Here is a 17,422-nt window from a genome sequence, read left to right as displayed (position 1 = left end):
TCGCATAGGCTGACATCCACAGGCCGACCCGGCGGCATCCGACCCAGATGCGCGCCGCGACTCGCACGGAGAAGGGACTCCCATGAGCCAGTACGCAGTGATCAATCCGGCGACGGGTGAGCGGATCAAGGAGTATCCGACCATCACCGACGCCGAGCTGGATGCCGCGATCGCCGCTGCCGACAACGCCTACCGCGGCTGGGGCCGCACTTCGACGGTGCAGGAGCGAGCCGACCTCGTGCGCCGGGTCGGCGACCTGCACACCGAGCGCCGCGACGAACTCGCCGCCATCATCGTGCGCGAGATGGGAAAGCCCCTCGAGCAGGCCTACGCCGAGGTCGACTTCGCCGCCGACATCTACCGCTACTACGCCGACACCTCCCCCGACGTGCTCAAGGACGAGCCCGTCTCGCTGCTTGCCGGCGACGGCAGCGCGGTCATCCGCCGCAGCCCCCTCGGCGTGCTGCTCGGCATCATGCCGTGGAACTTCCCGTACTACCAGGTCGCCCGCTTCGCCGGGCCGAACCTCATCATCGGCAACAGCATCCTGCTGAAGCACGCGCCCCAGTGCCCGGAATCGGCCGAGGCGATCGAGCGCATCTTCTCCGACGCCGGATTCCCCGAGGGCGCGTACGTCAACATCTACGCCACCAACGAGCAGATCGAGCACGTGATCGCCGACCGCCGGGTGCAGGGCGTCTCGCTCACGGGCTCCGAGCGCGCCGGTGCGGCGGTGGCCGAGATCGCCGGGCGCAACCTCAAGAAGGTCGTGCTCGAACTCGGCGGTTCCGACCCGTTCATCCTGCTGTCGGCCGAGGATCTCGACAAGGTCGTCGAGGATGCGGCTGCCGCACGCCTCGACAACAGCGGGCAGTCCTGCAACGCGGCAAAGCGCTTCATCGTGATCGACGAGCTCTACGAACCCTTCCTCGAGAAGTTCCGGGCCGCCCTGTCGGCGGTGCAGCCGAGCGATCCCGCATCCGAGCAGAGCAAGCTGGGCCCGCTCTCGTCGTCGGCCGCCGCCGACCGGTTGCAGGACCAGCTCGACCGCGCGGTCGCGGGCGGCGCCCGACTGCACGCCACCGGGGAGCGCAACGGCAACTACTTCGCCCCGGCGATCCTCACCGACATCACGCCCGACAACGACGCCTACCACGAGGAGTTCTTCGGCCCGGTCGCCTCGGTGTACCGCGTGGGCTCCGAGCAGGAGGCGATCGCCCTCGCGAACGACGTTCCGTTCGGACTCGGTTCCTACGTCTACACGACGGATGCCGACCAGGCCCAGCGCGTGGCCGACCAGATCGAGGCGGGCATGGTGTTCGTGAACCTCGTGCTCGCCGACGGAGTGGAACTGCCCTTCGGCGGCGTGAAGCGCTCCGGCACCGGCCGCGAGATGGGACGCCTCGGCGCCGACGAGTTCGTGAACAAGAAGCTCATCCGCGTCGGCTGACGCGCGCGGCAGGGCTCCCCTCTCGCCGTTGAACCATTTCGTCGCCGTTGATCCGTTCCCGGCGGATCAACGGGCACGAAATGGTTCAGCGGCGATCGAGGTGCGGCGCGCCTCAGTCCAGCGGGCGCAGGATGCGGTCCAGGAAGCGGCGGGTGCGCTCCTGTTCCGGCGCGGTGAAGAGCTTCGCCGGCGGTCCGCTCTCCACGATCACGCCGCCGTCGAGGAAGAGCACGTCGTCGGCGACCTGCCGGGCGAAGCTCAACTCGTGCGTCACGACGACCATGGTCCAGCCCTCGTCGGCCAGCTGCTTCATCACGCCGAGCACGTCGCCGACGAGCTCGGGGTCCAGCGCGCTCGTCGGCTCGTCGAACAACAGCAGGTCGGGCTTCAGCGCCAGTGCGCGCACGATGCCCACCCGCTGTTGCTGGCCGCCCGAGAGCTCGTGCGGGTAGGCATCCCTCTTCTCCGCCAGGCCCACCTGGGCCAGGAGCGCCTCGGCCTCGGCCACGGCCCGGGACTTCGGAACGCCGTGCACGCGCACCGGTCCCTCGATCACGTTCTGCAGCACGGTGCGATGCGGGAACAGGTTGTGCTGCTGGAACACCATTGCGGAACGATCCCGCAGGGCGGCGCGCTGCGCCTTCGTGACGGGCCGCGCGAAGTCGATGTCGGGCCCGCCGGTGATGCTCACAGTGCCGGCATCCGGGGTCTCGAGGCCGTTGAGCGAGCGCAGCACGGTGGTCTTGCCGGAGCCGCTCGGGCCGATGAGCACGACGACTTCTCCGCGCTGCACCGAGAGGTCGACGCCCTTCAGCACCTCGGTCCCGCCGAAGCTCTTGTGCAGGCCTCTCGCCGTCAGCAGAGCTCCACCCTGCGCAGAACCGGCATCCGTGCCGGAAACGGGGTCGCTGGGCTCAGTGGGCGACATAGCGGTCCAATCTCTTCTCGAGCAGGCCCTGGCCGCTCGAGAGCACGAGGCAGATGAGCCAGTACACGAGCGCGGCCTCGATGTAGAGCAGCATGAACTCCTGGCTGAACGCCGCGATCTTCTGCGCCACCCGGAACAGCTCGGTCACGAGGATGAGGGAGGCGAGCGAGGTGTCTTTCACGAGCGAGATGAAGGTGTTCGACAGCGGCGGCACCGCCACCCGGGCCGCCTGCGGAAGGATGATGCGACGCAGGGTGAGGGTTCGCCCCATGCCGATCGTGAAGCCGGCCTCCCACTGTCCCTTCGGAACGGAGAGGATGGCGGCACGGATGATCTCGGCGCCGTAGCCGCCCACGTTCAGCGAGAACGCGATGACCGCACTCGGCCAGGGGTCGATCACCATTCCGAGCGACGGCAGGCCGTAGAAGATGACGAACAGCTGCACGAGAAGCGGTGTGCCGCGGATGACCGAGATGTAGAACCGCGCTATGCCCGACAGCACCCGGTTGCGCGAGATGCGCATGAGGGCGATGCCGAGCGCGATCGCCAGTCCGAGCACGAACGAGAGCACCGCGAGCGGGATCGTTCCCGTGATGCCGCCCCAGACGATCGGCCAGAACGAATTCAGGAAGAGCTGCAGGCCGTCGTTCATGCAGGAAGGTTACGCGAAACGGATGCGGCGCCGACGCTACTTGGACACATCGGTTCCGAAGTACTTCTCGCCGAGCTTCGCGAGCGTGCCGTCGGCGCGCAGTTCGTCGAGCGCCTTGTCGACGGCGGCCACGAGCTTCTTCTTGTCCTTGGCGAACGCGAAGGCGTTCAGTGAGGGATCGTCGGTCTCGGCCGCGACCGCGAGGCCGCTCTTGCCGTTGGTCTTCGTGTAGTCGAGGTAGGTCAGCTTGTCGTTGACGGTCGCGTCGACGCGGCCCTGCGTGAGCAGCTCGACGGCCTGCGCCCAGCCCTCGACCGCTTCGACCTTGGCGCCGTTCTGCTCGGCGAGGGTGTACCAGTTGCTCGTGAGCGACTGCGCCGTCGTCTTGCCCTTCAGGTCGGCGAAGCTCGAGATGTCCTTCGTCGAGTCCTTCACCACGATCACGCCGGGCGAGACGGTGTAGGGCGAGCTGAAGAGGTACTTCTTCTTGCGCTCGGGGTTGATGGAGACCTGGTTGGCGATCACATCCGTTCGCCCGGACTCGAGGCCCGCGAAGATGGCGTCCCACTGGGTCTCCTGGAAGGTGACCTTGAGGTCGAGCTTCTTCGCGACGGCCTTCACGATGTCGACGTCGTAGCCGGTCAGGTCGCCCGAGCCGTCCTCGTGATAGCTGAAGGGCCGGTAGGTGCCCTCGGTCGCCACGGTGAGCGTGCCCGGCTTCGTCAGGCCGTAGTCGTCGCCCGAGCCGGATGCCGTCGTTCCCGATCCGCCACCCGAGCAGCCGGTGAGGGCGAGCGTGAGAGCGGCAGCGGCCGTGAGGGCGGTGAGGAGAGAGCGACGCATGGGAGGTGAAATCCGTTCGTGTGGAGCAGAGGCGCGCCTTCCGCGCCCCCGAGGGGCAACGTCCACTCGATCACGGTCATTCCCCGCGCGCCACCTTTGTGACCGGGAATGTCGGTTCGCGCCTCAGGGCCGCTCGGCCGCCGCGAGCTTCTCGTCGATCTCGGCGCGGCGCAGCTGGATGATGCGGTCGACGAGGGCATCCGAGGGCGGATGCTCGAGCGAGAACCGCAGCGTTCCCTGCGTGTGCGAGAACTCGTCGAGGTCGGGTCCGAGGGCCGTGAGTACCTGGCCGCTGTACGGGTAGAGCGCCAGGTGCTTGGCCGCCTGCATCGTGGCGAGCAGCCCCTTGCCGTGATAGAGGTAGGCGGGCATGGCGTAGCTCGTTCCCTGCACGACCTCGGGGACGAGCACGTAGACGCGGTCCCGGATGCGCCCGAACAGGGCGCCGACTCGGGGCTCGAGCGTGGCGAGGTAATCGTCGACGGTGCCCATGCCGTCATCCTGTCACGTCGTCGAGCCCGGCGACAGGAGAGGCCGGGATCCCCACCGGATGCACAGAAGAGGCCCGCCGACATGCGACGGGCCTCTTCGTGGACGTGAGGTGTTACAGGGCGTTGACGTCCAGCGGGATGCCGGGGCCGAACGTGGTCGACACAGCGCCCTTCTGGATGTAGCGGCCCTTGGCGCTCGAGGGCTTGAGGCGCTGAACCTCGTCGAGAGCCGCGGTGAAGTTCTCGTCGAGCTGCTCGTTCGAGAACGACGCCTTGCCCACGACGAAGTGCACGTTGGCGTGCTTGTCGACGCGGAACTCGATCTTTCCGCCCTTGATCTCGGTGACGGCCTTGGCCACGTCGGGGGTGACGGTGCCGGTCTTCGGGTTGGGCATGAGGCCGCGGGGGCCGAGCACCTTTCCGAGACGGCCGACCTGGCCCATCAGCTCGGGCGTCGAGACGGCCGAGTCGAACGACGTGTAGCCGCCGGCCACCTTCTCGATGAGCTCGGCGCCGCCGACCTCGTCGGCGCCGGCCGCGATCGCAGCCTCGGCCGCGGGGCCGGTCGCGAAGACGATGACGCGGGCGGTCTTACCGGTGCCGTGGGGAAGGATGACGGTGCCGCGCACCATCTGGTCGGCCTTGCGGGGGTCGACGCCGAGCTTCAGCGCAACCTCGACGGTCGAGTCGAACTTCGCCGAGCCGGTCTGCTTGGCGATCGCGACCGCTTCGGTGGGGGTGTAGTACTTGCCGGCCTCGAGCTTCTCGGCCGCGGCCCGGTAGGCCTTGGACTTGGTTGCCATGTTGGTTCTCCTTGAGAGAGTTGTGGTCAGTCGCGCCTGGCTGGCGCTGCCACGAATGTCTGGGGTGTGAACGGATGCGACGCATCCGTTTCGAGGGTGCCGTCAGTGACGGCAGGCGCTCTACTCGACCGTGATGCCCATCGAGCGGGCGGTGCCGGCGATGATCTTCGACGCTGCGTCGATGTCGTTCGCGTTGAGGTCGACCATCTTCGACTCGGCGATCTCACGCACCTGGGCGGAGGTGAGCTTGCCCACCTTCGAGGTGTGCGGGGTGCCGGAGCCCTTGGCGACGCCGGCGGCCTTCTTGATGAGTTCGGCGGCGGGCGGGGTCTTCAGGATGAAGGTGAACGAGCGGTCCTCGTACACGGTGATCTCGACCGGGATGACGTTTCCGCGCTGCGCCTCGGTGGCGGCGTTGTACGCCTTGCAGAACTCCATGATGTTCACGCCGTGCTGACCCAGGGCCGGGCCGATGGGCGGTGCGGGGTTGGCTGCGCCGGCCTTGATCTGAAGCTTGATCAGACCTGTGACCTTCTTCTTCGGTGCCATTGTTTTCTCTCTTTCTTGTTCGAGCATCCGGGCTGAGCGTGTCAGGGCCGGAGCACTCTCCCGCGCGCCCGATCTGGGCGGCGGTGATCTGTCTGCGCGAAGGCGACCTTAGACGGTATCGAACTCGCGCTGCGAAATGTCTTAGAGCTTGGTGACCTGGTCGAAGCTGAGCTCGACCGGCGTCTCGCGCTCGAACAGGGAGACGAGCACGGTGAGCTTTCCGCTCTCGGGCTTGATCTCGCTGATCGAACCGGGCAGGCCCGCGAACGAGCCCTCCTTGATGGTGATCGTCTCGCCGATCTCGAAGTCGACCTCGGCGGGGATGACGCGCTGAGCCGTTGCTCCGCCGCGGCCCGACGAACCCTTGGCCGCAGGGGCCTCGGTGATCTGCACGAGGCTCTTCAGCATGCCGAAGGCCTCCTCGAAGCGCAGCGGCGTCGGGTTGTGCGAGTTGCCGACGAAGCCGGTGACGCCCGGCGTGTGGCGAACGACCGACCAGCTGTCCTCGTTGAGGTCCATGCGCACGAGAACGTATCCGGGGATGCGCACACGGGTGACCATCTTGCGCTGGCCGTTCTTGATCTCGACGACGTCTTCCATCGGAACCTCTACCTGGTAGATGTAGTCCTCCATGGCCATGGAGGTGCGGCGGTTCTCGATGTTCTGCTTCACGCGGCGCTCGAAGCCGGCGTAGGAGTGGATGACGTACCACTTGCCGGGCAGGAAGCGCAGTTCCTGGCGGAAGGCGTCGTAGGGGTCGGCGGGGCCGGCCTCTTCGAGCTCGGTTTCGTCGTCGGCTTCGGCCGCATCCTCGGCAGCGAACTCCTCTGCGGCATCCTCGGTCGCCTCGAAGGCGGCCTCGGCCTCGTCGAGCGAGTCGATCTCGAGGGCGTCGTCCACGACGGCGTCGGCCTCGGGGTCGTTCGCATCCGCGATCGCGTCGAGCACGGCGTCGAGGTCGACCTCGGTGTCCTCGTCATCCACGACGTGGATGGCGTTGTGCTCGGCGGCCACGACCTCGGCCTCGTCGTGGGCGAGGGTGTTGCCCTCCTGGGTCTCGTCGTCCTCGGAGGACTGCTCCGCCGCGGTCGCCCAGTCGACATCGTCGTGCTCAGTCTTAGCCAATTGCTCTCAATCCTTTGCTTCGTTGGGCATCCGATCGGATGCCTGCCGCGTCGGTCTCAGCCCTGTGGTGTGCCGAAGACCCATGCGACGACGAGTGCGAACACCCAGTCGAGCCCGCTCACGAGAGCCATCATGATGATCACGAAGACCAGCACGACACCCGTGTAGCTGAGCAGTTCCTTACGCGTCGGGGTGACGACCTTCTTCAGTTCGCCGATGACCTGGCGGATGAAGAGCGAGAACCGCGCGAACGGTCCACGCTTGGTCTCGCGATCCTTCCTCGCGTTCGCGACGACATCCTCGCTGGGCTCGTCGATAACTTTCCGGGCCACCTCGTATACCTTTCGTGGGGTCGGAGCACGCAGCGCCGACGTGCAGGGCGGACAGGACTCGAACCTGCAACCTGCGGTTTTGGAGACCGCTGCTCTACCAATTGAGCCACCGCCCTACGGCATCCGTTGCCGATGCCGGGACGCCTGAGCCGCGCCTGCCCGCACCGTAAATAGGCGCGGAAAAGCTTGGCTGAATCAGGCAACCTCAGCAAGTGTACGTGACGCCGGAGGCTACGTAAAACCGGCGAGGGCAGCGGGAGGGCTGCCGGCACCGCCGAACGTCACCCACGAACATGGCGGCGCTGTCAATCCCTCCCTGTGCTCGCTGGGGCAGGGGTAACTTCACCATCGGCCGGTCTGCATCGGGGCGGATGCGGCGCGTTTGCGATGAGGGAAAGGACGACCGTGGCGACGACGCACGAGTTGAAGACCATCTCCACGACCATTCCGGCACGCATGGACCGGTTGCCGTGGTCGCGCTGGCACTGGCTGATCGTGATGGGTCTCGGCACGGTGTGGATTCTCGACGGACTCGAGGTCACCATCGTCGGCGCCATCGGCAGTCGCCTCACCGAGCCGAGCAGCGGTCTCGGCCTGAGCACGGCGCAGGTCGGTCAGGCCGCCGCGATCTACGTGGCCGGCGCGTGCTGCGGCGCGCTGTTCTTCGGTTACCTCACCGACCGGTTCGGACGTAAGAAGCTCTTCCTCATCACGCTGGGCGTCTACCTGCTCGCGACCGTGGCGACGGCGTTCTCCTTCAATCCGCTGTTCTTCTTCGCGTGCCGGTTCTTCACGGGCGCCGGCATCGGCGGCGAGTACGCCGCCATCAACTCCGCGATCGACGAGCTCATCCCCGCCAGACGCCGAGGCGTGGTCGACCTGGCCATCAACGGCTCGTACTGGCTCGGCACGGCATTCGGTGCGGTGCTCACGGTCTTCCTGCTGAACACCGACATCTTCGCTCCCGACTTCGGCTGGCGCCTCGCCTTCGGGCTGGGAGCGGTGCTCGGCCTCGTGATCCTGCTCGTGCGCCGCAATGTGCCCGAGTCGCCGCGCTGGATGTTCATCCACGGGCGCGATGACGATGCCGAGAAGCTCGTCGGCACCATCGAGGAGGAGATCGAGAAGGAGACCGACACCCGGCTCGAGACCGTGGATGATGACCGGGCCATCCGCATCCGCCAGCGGGAGAGCACCGGCTTCATCGAGATCGCCAAGACGGCCATCACGCGCTACCCCAAGCGCTTCGTTCTCGGGCTCTCGCTCTTCATCGGGCAGGCGTTCCTCTACAACGCCGTGTTCTTCACCTACGCGCTCGTACTGACGAAGCTGCTCGACGTGCCCGACGACGTCGCACCGTGGTCGCTCGTTCCGATCGCCATCGGCAACTTCCTCGGCCCGGCCCTGCTCGGTCGGTTCTACGACAGCGTCGGGCGCCGCATCATGATCTCCAGCTCGTACATCCTCTCCGGAATTCTGCTCGTGGGCACCGGCATGCTGTTCGGCGCCGGCATCCTCGACGGCTTCTGGCTCACGGTGTGCTGGGTCATCGTGTTCTTCTTCGCCTCGGCGGGCGCCTCGAGCGCATACCTCACCGTCAGCGAGATCTTCCCGCTGGAGACCCGCGCCATGTCGATCGCCTTCTTCTACGCGGTCGGCACGGGTCTGGGAGGCATCATCGGACCGCTGCTGTTCGGCCAGCTGATCACCGACGGCATCCCCGCCGTCGCGGTCGGGTACTACATCGGCGCCGGCCTCATGATCGCGGCCGGAATCGTGGAGATCTTCCTGGGCGTCGACGCCGAGAACCGCTCGCTCGAAGACATCGCGGCACCGCTCTCGAGCCAGGAGGACGAAGAGCGGGTCTGAGGCGCCCGCTCAGGCCGCCGCGGTGCCCGGCGCGCGGCGCGGGAGAGCCCAGAGCACGCCGCCGACCAGCCCGAGCACGACGCCCACGACGGCGACCGCGAGAGCGCTCTGCGCGGGGATGTCCAGGTACACGGTCAGCCCCAGGATGCGGGACAGGCCCCACGGCAGCAGTCCCATCTGGTCGTTCCACACGGTGAGGGCCTGCTCGAGGCCGACCGTCGCGACGAAGCCGCCCCCGAGCGCCAGCACGGCACCCGCCGCGAGCACGACAACGCCGGCCGCCCGGCGCCTGCCGAGCGCTCCGGCGAGCGCCCATGCCCCCGCCACGAGCACCCACCCGAACAGGGCGAAGGCGAGCACGATGTAGGCCGACCGACGCAACGGGTCGGTCCAGAACGCGAACCAGTACCCGCCGGGCCCGGTCACGGCGATGGCCGCCAGCAACAGCACGCAACGCATTCCCGCAGCGCCGCCGACGCTCGCCAGGACGGCCCACACCGCGGTGGAGCGGCGGGCCGCCAGGAGCAGGACGGCGACGAAGAGGGCCCACGCCGACAGCACGAGCACCAGGTGAGCCGGCGCCTCGAACCACGTGAAGATGCCGCGGCTCGCGACGAGGAGAACGGCCGGAACACCGACCACGAGCCCACGCTCGCCGCCGTTCAGCCCGCGCACCGCATCCGCTGCCTGCCAGGGGCGGGTCGCGGCGACCCACGACGCGCGCGCGGCTCGCGCTCCTGGCCACTCCCCCACCCGAGGCCACCGTGCGGCGAATCCCAGCGCCAGCCAGCCGACCGCGAGCAGCAGCGCCACGCGTGCGAGCCAGGCCATCGGCTCGTCGCGCACGGCCCGGTCGACGCCCAGCTCGGCAGCCGTGAGGTTGTAGGCGGGATGGTAGACGTCGCCCTCGTAGCGGGCGAGGTGCGCATCCGCCGCCTGCTGGAAACGAACGACGGCGCCCTTCCACCGTTCGTGCGCGGCATCCGAGAGGGTGTCGTGCCACTGCGCCTGACTGAGCACCATGGTGCGGTAGGTCGAGAGCAGGTGCAACAGGTCGACCTGGTAATCGAGGGTGTCGAGGAACTGCCGGCGCATCCCAGAGTCGCGCCAGTTCTCGGGAGCCGTGTTCGCGAGCGTGGCGCGCAGCTGCTTCGCGGTCTCGACCGCGCGTTCCCCCTGCGCGATCGCCGCATCCACCTGCTGCCTGCTGATGGAGTAGATGACATCGAGCACAGCGCTGTCGCCCGTCAGGATGTCCCACTCGAAGATCCACATCATGGGCGGCGGCTCGAGGCCGATCGCGTAGACCTTGCGTTCCGCGAACGGGCCGATGTAGAGCCCCGTCCCGATCACGTCGCGGGAGGCGGCCATGACGGATGCGATGGACGCGAGCGTCGCCGGGTCGTCGGAGAACCACCGCCGCGCCCAGTCCTGCGTGATCGCGCCAGGATCGGCATCCGGATTCCTGGCCAGCCGCACCGCCAGCTCGGTGTTGAGGTCGTAGAGCTGCCAGAACCCGCTCTTGCGTTCGAGCGTCATCGGTCCCGCCCGCCACGGGCCGCCGTCCTGGGTCCAGGTCCAGATGCCCTCCACGTGCGGATTGGCGGCGATGAACGCGCGAAGGGCCTGCTGGTAGAGGTCGCCGAGGTCGTTCGGCAGCGACCCGAAGGCCTCGAACTCGCGACGGCTCTGGAACTCGATGATGCGACGCTGCTCGCCGGTCTCGAGTGTCGTGTTGAGCGGCAGGTGCGAGTAGAAGTCGCCGAGCGTGTACTTGGTCGAGACGATGAGCTTGTCGGAGTCGATGCCGTCGAGCACGGCATGGTAGGAATCGGGATTCGTGTGCATGTCGCCCACCGCACCCACGCCCACGCTCCAACTGCGGAAGATCACCTCGTGATCGGAACGCTCCGCCTGTGCCGTGAACGCCGTCAGCATCGCCCGAACGGCATCGACGCTCGTGACATCCAGCGCCGAATAGTAATCCCAGCCGGGAACGTCGTAGACCCGGCCGGCTTCCCCGATGCGGATGAGCACCCCATCGAGGAAAGGAAGGGCGCGGTAGAGCTCGTCGAGGCCGGCGGAATAGACGCTCCAGAACTCGGCGGATGCGGTGTCCAGGCCGCCGAACCTGTCGGTGAGGTAGTGCTCGAGCGGGGTGCTGAGCGAGAGCATGTCGGTGCGGAAGTACACCTTCATCCCGAGGTCGTGGGCGTACTTCCACAGCGGTCCGAAGGCACGCTGCATCGCTCGCGCCCGCGCGATGTGCTCGTCTCCCGCGGCATAGACGTCATGGCCGTCGCCGACATCGCTGAAGGTCAGGTATTCGATGAAGCCCGGTACGGCGATGGCGTTGTAGCCCTCAGCGAGCATCCGGTCGACGTAGTCCTCGAAGTCGGCCCGGGCGAGGGTGAGCGCCTTCTCATCGATGTACGGAGCCGACGGCAGGATGACGTCGCTGAAGGCCTTCGAGGCGTGCGAGTAGTCGTCGCCGGGCAACCACTGCTCGGCATCGGGTTGCACGCCGACCGACCCCATGTCGACCATGCGGAATCCAAGCGCGGAGTCGACCTGCAGTCCGAGGCCGGCATCGATCGGGCGGTGGTCGCGCACGGCGGAAGCGAGGTCGTACACGCCGCGCACCGCCCCGGCCTCGGTGGGCGCGACGACGCGGAGCGCGGATGCGGTGCCCTCGAGCCGATAGGACTCGGCGCCGCCCTCGCCGCCGGTCACGGCGACGGACAGCGTCGCGGCGCCCGTCGTGGCCGGCGCCTCGCCGATGGCGTGCTGCAGCTCGCCCAGGGCGAGGTTCATCCGGTCGGTCGCCGGAGCATCCGTCACCGTGACGGTCGGCGGCTGCACGCCCGCTGAGGGCTCAGCGGCGTGCGGCCGCTCTGAGGGCACGTCGGCAGCCTCGCTGCGGATGCCCAGCGCGTCGCCGACGCCGCTGGCGATGCCGGCGCCGAGCACGAGCAGCACCACGATCGCGATCCCGGCGACGATCGGCCGTCCGAGATGCGTCTTCACGTGCTGCACAGTAACAGCGCGTCACGCCGATACGGCCATGCCGTCTCGACGAAAACGGACCGCGCCCCCGAAGGTGGGGCGCGGTCCGAAGCGGTAAGCGAACTAGCGACCCGCGGGCGTCACCCGACGCTTCACGGCGAACGCGCCGATGCCGAGGGCGAACAGTCCGCCGGCGAGAGCCAGGGGCAGGCCGGCGTCGAATCCCGTCTCGGCCAGTGCGGCACGGGCGGCCGTCGTCGTGACGGCAGCCACTCCCGTGACCTGATTTGTCCTTGCCGCGATGGCGAAGCTGATGGCAACGAACTGGTTGGCGTCTCGCGACCACAGCAGGAGCGTGTGATCACCGGCACCCAACTGCGAGAGCTGAGCGGTGGTGAGGTGAATCGTGAGGACGCCATCGCGGTCCGTCACGAAACTCCCGATGAGCGTCGGAGTAGAGAACGCCCAGACGTCGTACACGGTGAGATCGGAGATCGACTGGTCGCCGTCCGTGTCGATCGTCGCGGTGAAGGGCTTGGTCGGGTCGATGCTGTCCGGCAGGCCGACCTCGTGAGCAGAGTGATGCTCGAGGTCGCCGTGAGCGATCGCGGCTGCGACGGCGTCCGAGTCTGCAAGACCCGACGGCACCGAAAGAGCGGGCTGAGCGAAGAGGGTGATGGCTCCACCGAAATCGATGCCCCAGAGCGTCGACCATCCGTCGTCGTTCGACTGAACGCCATAGCCGATGAGGCTGTAGCCGTTGTCTCCCAAGGCGCCCAAGATGTCGGCCAGGGTCGCCGCCGCGTGCGGCGCGCTGATCACGTCCGATCCGACCACGGGATAGGTCGAGTGCCAGACCTGGTCGAGGTCGACGTAGCCCGCGGTGTTGTCGTCGGGATAGAGAGTCGTGAACTTGCCGCCCACGACGTTCCCTGAAGAGTCGAGCGCGCCGAACACGAGCTGGAAGTTGATCGGACTGTCCGCACCCCAAGCGATGCCGTCCTCGCCTTCGATGGTGTCGACGAGCGCATCCGTCGAAAGGGAGGCATCGCCGAGGCCGGTGATCAGCTGGCTCTTGCCCTTGATCTCGATTCCTCGGTTGAGGAGGGTCCAGTTCACGGGATCGCCGGCAGCGGAGTTGTAGCCCTCGTGCCAGGAGTTGTACGTATCAGAGTCCTCGTGGTCGGCGATCGAGGTCACGAGCTGAATTCCCGTGGTGTCCTGCTCGTCTGCTGAAGCCGGAAGCGCGCCGGCCAGGCTGATGCCTCCGGCCAGAAGCAGTGCGGCGCTCGCGGCTCCGATGCGGCGTGCGCTGAACCGAATGTGCATGTCTTCCCCTCGTTGGCGGGCCGACCGCGGAAAGCGGCCGGCCGGATGTGTCCGAATCCTATGAATCCGCTGTGTTCGGACACCAGTGCACGCAGGCAAGTCACACCCCTACTGGGGTGTGGGTGGTCACGTTGCGCCGCGAATCCGTCGCGAGCGCGCGCTCTCGATAAGCTGGGGGCGTGGCCGAACTTCCCCGTATTTCCGCACGTATCTCCGCCATCGCCGAGTCCGCGACGCTGAAGGTCGACGCCAAGGCGAAGGCGCTCCAGGCTGCCGGTCGGCCGGTCATCTCCTACGCGGCCGGCGAGCCCGACTTCCCGACGCCGCCGCACATCGTGGATGCCGCACGGCGCGCCCTCGATGACCCGAAGAACTTCCGCTACACGCCCGCCGCGGGCCTTCCCGAGCTGCGCGAGGCGATCGCCGCGAAGACGCTGCGCGACTCGGGCCTGCAGGTGGCTCCCTCACAGGTCGTCGTCACGAACGGCGGCAAGCAGGCCGTCTATGAGGCCTTCCAGACGATCATCGATCCGGGCGACGAGGTGCTCGTTCCGACGCCGTACTGGACGACCTATCCCGAGGCGATCAAGCTCGCCGGCGGCGCCCAGGTCGACGTGTTCGCGGGCAGCGACCAGGGCTACCTCGTGACCGTCGAGCAGCTCGAGGCGGCGCGCACCGAGCGCACCAAGGCGCTGCTGTTCGTCTCCCCCTCCAATCCGACCGGTGCCGTCTACTCCCCCGAGCAGACGCGGGCGATCGGCGAATGGGCGCTCGCGAACGACCTGTGGGTGATCAGCGACGAGATCTACCAGAACCTCACCTACGCCGCCTCGGGCTCCGACGCATCCGCGACCCCGGTGAAGGCGCTCTCGATCGTCGAGGCCGTGCCGGAACTGGCCGACCGCACCATCCTCGTGAACGGTGTTGCCAAGACCTACGCCATGACGGGCTGGCGCCTCGGCTGGCTCGTCGGCCCGGCGGATGCGGTGGCGGGCGCGGCCAACCTGCAGTCCCACCTGACGTCGAACGTGTCGAACATCTCGCAGCGCGCCGCGCTCGAGGCGCTCACCGGTCCGCAGGAGAGCGTCGAAGAGATGCGGCAGGCCTTCGATCGGCGCCGCCGCACCATCGTCGCCGAGCTCAACAAGATCGACGGGGTCGTGACCCCCGATCCGCAGGGCGCCTTCTACGTGTACCCGGATGTGACGGGCCTGCTCGGGCGTACGTGGCACGGCGTGACGCCCACGACGTCGCTCGAACTCGCCGACCTCATCCTCGAGAAGGCGGAAGTCGCCGTCGTTCCCGGCGAGGCGTTCGGCCCGAGTGGCTTCCTCCGGTTGAGCTACGCGCTCGGCGATGAGCCGCTGCTCGAGGGCGTGCAACGCCTGCAGCGCCTCTTCGCCTAGCTGCCGCCCACCTGCCTCGGATCGAGGTGCCACCTTTTGTGGGTTCGAGCGCGCCCGAACCCGCAAGAAGTGGCAAATCGGCCGAGGTTATTCAGCGGACGAGCGCGAGGCGGGCCTCCGCGGCGAGCTCGTCGGCCACGGCGCTGAGCAGCTCGGACCGCAGGTTCCACTGCTGCCAGTAGAGCGGAACGTGCACCGCGCGCCCCGAAACGAACTCCACGAGTCGCCCGTCGGCGAGTTCTCGTTCGCACTGGGCATCGGGCAGCATCCCCCAGCCCAGACCGAGCGTCACGGCGCGCGCGAAGTCGTTCGACGCCGGCACGTAGTGCGTCGGCGGGACGGCATCGCCCACCCCCATCGCGCGCAGGGCCTGGGCCTGCAGGTCGTCGCGACGGTCGAAGAACACGACCGGCGCGCCGGCGAGCGCCGCCGCCGTCGGCCCGTGCGCCAGCCAGTGCTCGACGAAGTCGGGCGTCGCCACGGGCCGGTACCGCATGGCGCCGAGGAAGGTCGACGTGCATCCGCTGACCGGCTGCTCGCGCGAGGTCACGGCGGCCATCACCTCCCCGCGCTCCAGCAGCTGGGCGGTGTAGTCCTGGTCTTCCCGCCGCAGGTCGAAGGCGACCGGATGCCGGGCTGCGACGCGGGCGAGGGCCGGCAGAATCCAGGTGCCGAGGCTGTCGGCGTTGACCGCCAGGGGAATCGTGGCCACGCCCTCATCCGACAGTCCGAGGCTGCCCAGCGCGTCGTGCTCGAGCAGCGCCACCTGCCGGGCGAGCCGCACGACGGCGGCACCGGCATCCGTCAGCTGCACAGGCTTGGACCGCACGAGCACGACCTGCCCGAGCTGCTGCTCGAGCGCCTTCAGCCGCTGACTGACGGCCGAGGGCGTGATGCGCAGGCGCTGGGCTGCGGCATCGAGGGTGCCGGCGTCAATGACGGCAACGAGCGTGCGCGCAAGGTCGAGGGGGACTGTCACGTAAGCAACACTAACGCTGTAACAGAATCCTGAACTGGACTACAGATGTCACGGCGCTTAGCGTCGAATCATGCTCCCCACCCTTCTCGCCGGCCTCGGTCTCGGGCTCTCGTTGATCATCGCCATCGGCGGCCAGAACCTGTTCGTGCTGCGCCAGGGCATCCGACGCGAGCACGTGCTCGCCGTAGTCGTGATCTGCGCGCTCTCGGATGCGGTGCTCATCGCGGTGGGAATCAGCGGCATCGGAGCTGCGCTGCAGCACCTGCCGTGGCTCCTGAGCGCCGTTCGATGGGTCGGGGCGGCCTTCCTCGTGTTCTACGGGCTGCTCGCCGCCCGGCGCGCGCTGCGGCCCACGGCGCAGTCCGCCGCCCTCACCGACGATGACACCCTCGGCCCCCGCGAAGGCGACGACGGTGTCGCCGGCGCCGGTGTCGACACCTTCCCGGCCGGTGCTGCGGCGCCGGAGGCCGCGGAATCGGATGCTGCCCGGCAACCCGGCCCGGTGCTCACGCGCACAACACCCGCGGCGCGCTCCTCGCTCATCACCGTCATGCTGACCTGCCTGGCCCTCACCTGGCTGAACCCGCACGTCTACCTCGACACCGTCTTCCTTCTCGGCTCGGTCGCCAACACGCACGGTGACGACCGCTGGGTCTTCGGTCTGGGTGCGGCCATCGGCAGCGTCGCCTGGTTCACGGCGCTCGGCTTCGGCGCTCGCCATCTCGGGCGGTGGCTGCGCTCACCACGGTCGTGGCGCATCCTCGACGCCGCCATCGCCGTCGTGATGGTCGCACTCGGCGTGATGCTCGTCGTGCAGGGCTGATTCCCCCGAGGCCGGGCCGACCCACACTGGCGCCAGCGTGCCGGTCCATGCGACGTGCACCGGAAAAGAATTCCGGTCGACTGTCGAAATGGCGATACCGCCGTTCGTCGTCTTCACATAGCGTGACAAACGAAAGGACGGCGCGATGCAATACATGATGTTCGTGGCAACGGATACCGAGCCCGACGACAGCGACACCCCTGAACCCGACGTGCAAGCGTGGGTCGACGAGCTCGACGCCAAGGGAATCCGCATTCGCGGTGAGCGCCTGCGGCCCGCCGAGGAGGGGAAGACCGTTCGGGTACGCCGGGGAGAGCTGCTCGTGACCGACGGTCCGTTCACCGAGGCGAAGGAGTGGATCGCCGGATACGACATCCTCGAGTGCGACAGCCTCGAGCAGGCGATCGAGGTCGCCTCGCGGCATCCGATGGCCCGTGCGGGGCGCATCGAGGTGCGCGCGTTCTGGCCGTTCGAGGGGTGACGGCGATGCGGTACCTCTTCTTCATCTCGACGGCGACGGATGCGGAACCGTATCGCGCCGATGAAGACGACATCGCCGAATGGGTCGCCGAGATGCGCAGGAGCGGCGCCGGGATCGCCGGCGATCGGCTGCGCCCGCCCGACGACGCCACGACGGTCAAGAAGCGCGACGGACAGGTGCTCGTGACCGACGGACCCTTCGCGGAGGGCAAGGAATGGATCGCCGGGTACGACCTGGTCGAGGCGCCGGACCTCGACGCGGCCATCGCGATGGCGTCGCGGCATCCGATGGCGCGGTTCGGGCAGATCGAGATCCGGCCGCTGTGGCCGCTCGACCTGCCCGCGGCCGAATGAGCC

The 17,422-nt window shown here is 68.1% G+C and carries 17 protein-coding genes and 1 tRNA gene; 6 read left to right on the top strand and 12 right to left on the bottom strand.

Going from position 1 to position 17,422, the window contains the following annotated elements:
• Positions 1 to 82 precede the first annotated feature (82 nt).
• Complete coding sequence (locus tag WDJ51_RS12395) at positions 83 to 1,450, top strand: NAD-dependent succinate-semialdehyde dehydrogenase (RefSeq protein WP_337852759.1); 1,368 nt, start codon at positions 83 to 85, stop codon at positions 1,448 to 1,450.
• A gap of 112 nt (positions 1,451 to 1,562) precedes the next feature.
• Here the strand turns inward: WDJ51_RS12395 and WDJ51_RS12390 are convergent, their stop codons facing one another.
• The 9 genes from WDJ51_RS12390 to WDJ51_RS12350 form a co-directional block, all read right to left on the bottom strand.
• Positions 1,563 to 2,378, bottom strand: a complete 816-nt coding sequence (locus tag WDJ51_RS12390) for an amino acid ABC transporter ATP-binding protein (protein WP_337852758.1) — start codon at positions 2,376 to 2,378, stop codon at positions 1,563 to 1,565.
• Positions 2,365 to 3,030, bottom strand: a complete 666-nt coding sequence (locus WDJ51_RS12385) for an amino acid ABC transporter permease (protein ID WP_337852757.1) — start codon at positions 3,028 to 3,030, stop codon at positions 2,365 to 2,367. Before WDJ51_RS12385 ends, WDJ51_RS12390 begins: the two co-directional genes overlap by 14 nt.
• A gap of 36 nt (positions 3,031 to 3,066) precedes the next feature.
• Positions 3,067 to 3,873, bottom strand: coding sequence for an amino acid ABC transporter substrate-binding protein (locus WDJ51_RS12380; protein ID WP_337852756.1), 807 nt, complete (start codon positions 3,871 to 3,873; stop codon positions 3,067 to 3,069).
• 123 nt (positions 3,874 to 3,996) lie between these two features.
• Complete coding sequence (locus tag WDJ51_RS12375; protein ID WP_337852755.1) at positions 3,997 to 4,365, bottom strand: iron chaperone; 369 nt, start codon at positions 4,363 to 4,365, stop codon at positions 3,997 to 3,999.
• 112 nt (positions 4,366 to 4,477) lie between these two features.
• Positions 4,478 to 5,167 (bottom strand): 50S ribosomal protein L1, encoded by a 690-nt coding sequence (rplA, locus tag WDJ51_RS12370; RefSeq protein ID WP_337852754.1) that lies wholly within the window; start codon positions 5,165 to 5,167, stop codon positions 4,478 to 4,480.
• A 120-nt stretch (positions 5,168 to 5,287) separates the two neighbouring features.
• Entirely contained in the window at positions 5,288 to 5,716 is a 429-nt protein-coding gene (rplK, locus tag WDJ51_RS12365; protein ID WP_337852753.1) for a 50S ribosomal protein L11, read from the bottom strand.
• A gap of 141 nt (positions 5,717 to 5,857) precedes the next feature.
• Entirely contained in the window at positions 5,858 to 6,841 is a 984-nt protein-coding gene (gene nusG, locus WDJ51_RS12360; RefSeq protein WP_337852752.1) for a transcription termination/antitermination protein NusG, read from the bottom strand.
• Between the two features lie 56 nt (positions 6,842 to 6,897).
• A complete protein-coding gene (gene secE, locus WDJ51_RS12355; RefSeq protein WP_337852751.1) occupies positions 6,898 to 7,173 on the bottom strand; it encodes a preprotein translocase subunit SecE in 276 nt (91 codons plus the stop codon).
• Positions 7,174 to 7,216: 43 nt separating this feature from the next.
• Positions 7,217 to 7,289, bottom strand: a tRNA-Trp gene (locus tag WDJ51_RS12350).
• 289 nt (positions 7,290 to 7,578) lie between these two features.
• Between WDJ51_RS12350 and WDJ51_RS12345 the strand changes: the two genes are divergently transcribed.
• Positions 7,579 to 9,042 carry an MFS transporter gene (locus tag WDJ51_RS12345; RefSeq protein WP_337852750.1) on the top strand — a complete coding sequence of 488 codons (1,464 nt, stop codon included), beginning with the start codon at positions 7,579 to 7,581 and terminating at the stop codon, positions 9,040 to 9,042.
• A 9-nt stretch (positions 9,043 to 9,051) separates the two neighbouring features.
• Here WDJ51_RS12345 and WDJ51_RS12340 read toward each other — a convergent pair whose 3' ends face one another.
• Positions 9,052 to 12,069, bottom strand: coding sequence for a hypothetical protein (locus tag WDJ51_RS12340; RefSeq protein ID WP_337852749.1), 3,018 nt, complete (start codon positions 12,067 to 12,069; stop codon positions 9,052 to 9,054).
• Positions 12,070 to 12,171: 102 nt separating this feature from the next.
• Positions 12,172 to 13,377: a hypothetical protein gene (locus tag WDJ51_RS12335; protein WP_337852748.1), complete on the bottom strand. Its 1,206-nt coding sequence runs from the start codon at positions 13,375 to 13,377 to the stop codon at positions 12,172 to 12,174.
• Positions 13,378 to 13,556: 179 nt separating this feature from the next.
• Here WDJ51_RS12335 and WDJ51_RS12330 point away from each other — a divergent pair, with 179 nt between their 5' ends.
• Positions 13,557 to 14,783: a pyridoxal phosphate-dependent aminotransferase gene (locus tag WDJ51_RS12330; RefSeq protein WP_337852747.1), complete on the top strand. Its 1,227-nt coding sequence runs from the start codon at positions 13,557 to 13,559 to the stop codon at positions 14,781 to 14,783.
• A 91-nt stretch (positions 14,784 to 14,874) separates the two neighbouring features.
• On the opposite strand, the gene WDJ51_RS12325 is transcribed toward WDJ51_RS12330, so the two are convergent.
• Positions 14,875 to 15,762, bottom strand: a complete 888-nt coding sequence (locus tag WDJ51_RS12325; RefSeq protein ID WP_337852746.1) for a LysR family transcriptional regulator ArgP — start codon at positions 15,760 to 15,762, stop codon at positions 14,875 to 14,877.
• Between the two features lie 70 nt (positions 15,763 to 15,832).
• Here WDJ51_RS12325 and WDJ51_RS12320 point away from each other — a divergent pair, with 70 nt between their 5' ends.
• From WDJ51_RS12320 to WDJ51_RS12310, 3 genes are all read left to right on the top strand, one after another.
• Positions 15,833 to 16,585 (top strand): LysE/ArgO family amino acid transporter, encoded by a 753-nt coding sequence (locus tag WDJ51_RS12320; protein ID WP_337852745.1) that lies wholly within the window; start codon positions 15,833 to 15,835, stop codon positions 16,583 to 16,585.
• Positions 16,586 to 16,730: 145 nt separating this feature from the next.
• Complete coding sequence (locus WDJ51_RS12315; protein WP_337852744.1) at positions 16,731 to 17,066, top strand: YciI family protein; 336 nt, start codon at positions 16,731 to 16,733, stop codon at positions 17,064 to 17,066.
• A gap of 5 nt (positions 17,067 to 17,071) precedes the next feature.
• The gene (locus WDJ51_RS12310; RefSeq protein ID WP_337852743.1) at positions 17,072 to 17,419 is read left to right on the top strand and encodes a YciI family protein; all 348 of its coding nucleotides are present in this window, start codon (positions 17,072 to 17,074) and stop codon (positions 17,417 to 17,419) included.
• Positions 17,420 to 17,422: the final 3 nt, after the last annotated feature.

Source organism: Rathayibacter sp. YIM 133350 (genome assembly GCF_037404875.1).
Lineage (GTDB): Bacteria > Actinomycetota > Actinomycetes > Actinomycetales > Microbacteriaceae > Orlajensenia.
This window is presented reverse-complemented; position numbering and strand designations above follow the sequence as displayed.

Excerpts from the sequence above, each read along its gene's own strand:
- WDJ51_RS12395 (WP_337852759.1), top strand. The coding sequence starts at position 83 with ATGAGCCAGTACGCAGTGATCAATCCGGCGACGGGTGAGCGGATCAAG.
- rplA (WP_337852754.1), bottom strand. The coding sequence starts at position 5,167 with ATGGCAACCAAGTCCAAGGCCTACCGGGCCGCGGCCGAGAAGCTCGAG.
- WDJ51_RS12320 (WP_337852745.1), top strand. The coding sequence starts at position 15,833 with ATGCTCCCCACCCTTCTCGCCGGCCTCGGTCTCGGGCTCTCGTTGATC.
- WDJ51_RS12310 (WP_337852743.1), top strand. The coding sequence starts at position 17,072 with ATGCGGTACCTCTTCTTCATCTCGACGGCGACGGATGCGGAACCGTAT.
- rplK (WP_337852753.1), bottom strand. The coding sequence starts at position 5,716 with ATGGCACCGAAGAAGAAGGTCACAGGTCTGATCAAGCTTCAGATCAAG.
- WDJ51_RS12385 (WP_337852757.1), bottom strand. The coding sequence starts at position 3,030 with ATGAACGACGGCCTGCAGCTCTTCCTGAATTCGTTCTGGCCGATCGTC.
- WDJ51_RS12390 (WP_337852758.1), bottom strand. The coding sequence starts at position 2,378 with ATGTCGCCCACTGAGCCCAGCGACCCCGTTTCCGGCACGGATGCCGGT.
- WDJ51_RS12375 (WP_337852755.1), bottom strand. The coding sequence starts at position 4,365 with ATGGGCACCGTCGACGATTACCTCGCCACGCTCGAGCCCCGAGTCGGC.
- WDJ51_RS12335 (WP_337852748.1), bottom strand. The coding sequence starts at position 13,377 with ATGCACATTCGGTTCAGCGCACGCCGCATCGGAGCCGCGAGCGCCGCA.
- WDJ51_RS12380 (WP_337852756.1), bottom strand. The coding sequence starts at position 3,873 with ATGCGTCGCTCTCTCCTCACCGCCCTCACGGCCGCTGCCGCTCTCACG.
- WDJ51_RS12315 (WP_337852744.1), top strand. The coding sequence starts at position 16,731 with ATGCAATACATGATGTTCGTGGCAACGGATACCGAGCCCGACGACAGC.